Source organism: Cupriavidus sp. 8B, from assembly GCF_054589115.1.
The window spans coordinates 42,987-45,394 of sequence record NZ_BAAILO010000236.1; the positions used below are offsets into that span (position 1 = coordinate 42,987).

A 2,408-nucleotide genomic window follows, 5' to 3' on the forward strand; every position below is an offset into this window, starting at 1 on the left:
GGTGCCGGCTTGGCGATCAACGCGGCCAACTTCCGTGCCGCGGCCGACAGCCTGGCCGCGCTGTGGAGCGGCATCCATGCCGAGGATGTCTACCGCACCGGCATCGTCGGCGTGGGCGCATCCGGCGCGCGGTGGCTCTCCGCGCTGGCCTTCGGCTGGGCCATCCGGCGCGCGCCGCGGGCGCTGTTCGACAATACGCCGCTGGGCGGCCTGCTCGGCGAGCTGTTCGACCCCGAGCGGGTGCAGGCCAGCCTGGACGCCGGCGACCTCCAGGCCTTTGCCGTGACGGCGCTGTCTTACACCACCGGGCGCCACGTCACCTTCTACCAGTCCCATCGCCGCATCCACCCATGGCGCCGCAGCCAGCGGCTGGCCGTCGAAGCCAAGATCGGCGTGGACCACCTGCTGGCGTCGTCCTCCATCCCTTTCCTGTTCCCCGCGCTGCCGCTGGAGCTGGAAGGCCACCATGAGTGGTTCGGCGACGGCACCATGCGCCAGATGTCGCCCTTGTCGCCCGCCATCCACCTGGGCGCCTCGCGCATCCTGGCCATCGGCGCCGCCTCCCGCCAGCGTCCCGGCTGGTTCGACACCGTGCCGGCCGGCGGCTACCCGTCGCTGGCGCAGGTAGGCGGCCAGGCCCTGGCCAGCATCTTCCTCGACGGCCTTTCGGCGGACCTGGAACGGTTGCAGCACATCAACAGCCTGCTCTCGCGCATGCCGGAGATCGCCAACGACAGCGAAGGCTGGCGCCCGGTGCAGGTGATGACGATCTCGCCCAGCGAGCCCATCGAAGCCATTGCCGCGACACATGTGCAGCAACTGCCCCGCACCGTGCGCGCCCTGCTGGCGCCGTTGGGCGGCACCGAAGCGCGCGGCGCGGCCTTTGCCAGTTACCTGCTGTTCGAGCCCGAGTTCACCCAGGCACTGATCGCCCTGGGCGAGAAAGACGCCCTGGCGCAACAGCACGAGCTCGCGGCGTTCCTCTATGACATCATCCCGCCCGATCCAGGCGACGACACAAACTCAACGCCCCCACGGACGGTTACACTTGATGTCGAACCACCCGCCGGTGTAACGGCCTGACTTAAAGGCACGGCAGGCTTGCCGCATCGTCGGGCCCGGCCAAGAGCGTCGTAAAGGCCTCTTTTTCGCGTCAACAAAAGAAGGGAAAGACGCGATATTCGCCCATAAATTGGGCATCGCGCAGGTTCAACCACAAACACCCATGTCCTTTGCGCTTAAAAAGGGCATTGGGAATAATTCGCATCTGGTAGAATCTGCCCGTAATTTCAAAGGCTTACCATGCTCTACCCCGAACTGTTCAAATCGCTGGAAGCGGTACGTTGGCACATGGACAAGGATATCCCCTGGGATTCCTTCGATCCGAGCCTGCTCACGGACGACCAGGCCAAGACGATCCGCATGAATGCCATCACGGAATGGTCGGCCCTGCCCGCCACCGAGATGTTCCTGCGAGACAACCGCCACGATTCCGACTTTTCGGCCTTCATGAGCATCTGGTTCTTTGAAGAGCAGAAGCATTCGCTGGTGTTGATGGAATACCTGCGCCGCTTCCGCCCGGACCTGGTGCCGACCGAAGAAGAGCTGCACGCCGTTCGCTTCGAGTTCGACCCGGCCCCACCGCTGGAAACCCTGATGCTGCATTTCTGCGGCGAGATCCGCCTTAACCACTGGTATCGCCGTGCCGCCGAATGGCACACCGAGCCGGTGATCAAGCAGATCTACCGCACCCTGTCGCAGGACGAAGCCCGCCACGGCGGCGCCTACCTGCGCTACATGAAGAAATACCTGAACCAGTTCGGCGACAGCGCCCGCTCGGCCTTCGCCAAGATCGGCGTGCTGATGGCCTCCGCCCGCCGCACTGAAAAGCCGCTGCACCCGACCAACCTGCACGTCAACAAGGCGTTGTTCCCCAACGACACCATCCAGTCGCGCCTGCCGGATCCGGATTGGCTCGAGCACTGGCTCGACGAACAGATCCGCTTCGACGAAGGCTGGGAGAAGAAGGTGATCGAGCGGATCCTGCACAACATGTCGCTGCTGTTCGAGCGCACTTTCGAGACGGTGCAGGATTTGAACCGGTATCGGAAGGAGTTGAATGCGAGGTTGCAGGCGGCGGGTGGTGCGCAGCCGGCGCAGGCATAAAGTTGGGTTTTGGCTGGGGGTGTAGTTTTGGCGCCTTCGGCGGGACGGGCCCCATCGGATGATGGGGTTTTGTTTTTTTGGGGTGTTGGGTTTTGGTTGGCGTTTGGCTGTGACTGCAACTGCGACTGCGACTGCTTAACGTCAAAGTCAAAAGCAACTGCAGTTTCACCTCCCCTTCGGGGAGGCGACCTACTTTTTTGTCTTGCCAAAAAAGTAGGCAAAAAAGGCGCGCCGGATGGGGC

General features: G+C 63.5%; 2 protein-coding genes. Both read left to right on the forward strand.

The annotated features are described in order from the left end of the window. Window positions 1–1,083 (forward strand): patatin-like phospholipase family protein (locus tag ACYP5B_RS22710; RefSeq protein WP_459571166.1); only part of this gene is annotated, 1,083 nt, incomplete at its 5' end. Window positions 1,084–1,302: 219 nt separating this feature from the next. After that, window positions 1,303–2,166 (forward strand): ferritin family protein, encoded by an 864-nt coding sequence (locus tag ACYP5B_RS22715; RefSeq protein ID WP_318237110.1) that lies wholly within the window; start codon window positions 1,303–1,305, stop codon window positions 2,164–2,166. The last annotated feature ends 242 nt before the right edge of the window (window positions 2,167–2,408 follow it).

Bases quoted from the DNA above. Each gene is read 5' to 3' on its own strand.
- ACYP5B_RS22715 (WP_318237110.1), top strand. From the start codon at position 1,303: ATGCTCTACCCCGAACTGTTCAAATCGCTGGAAGCGGTACGTTGGCAC.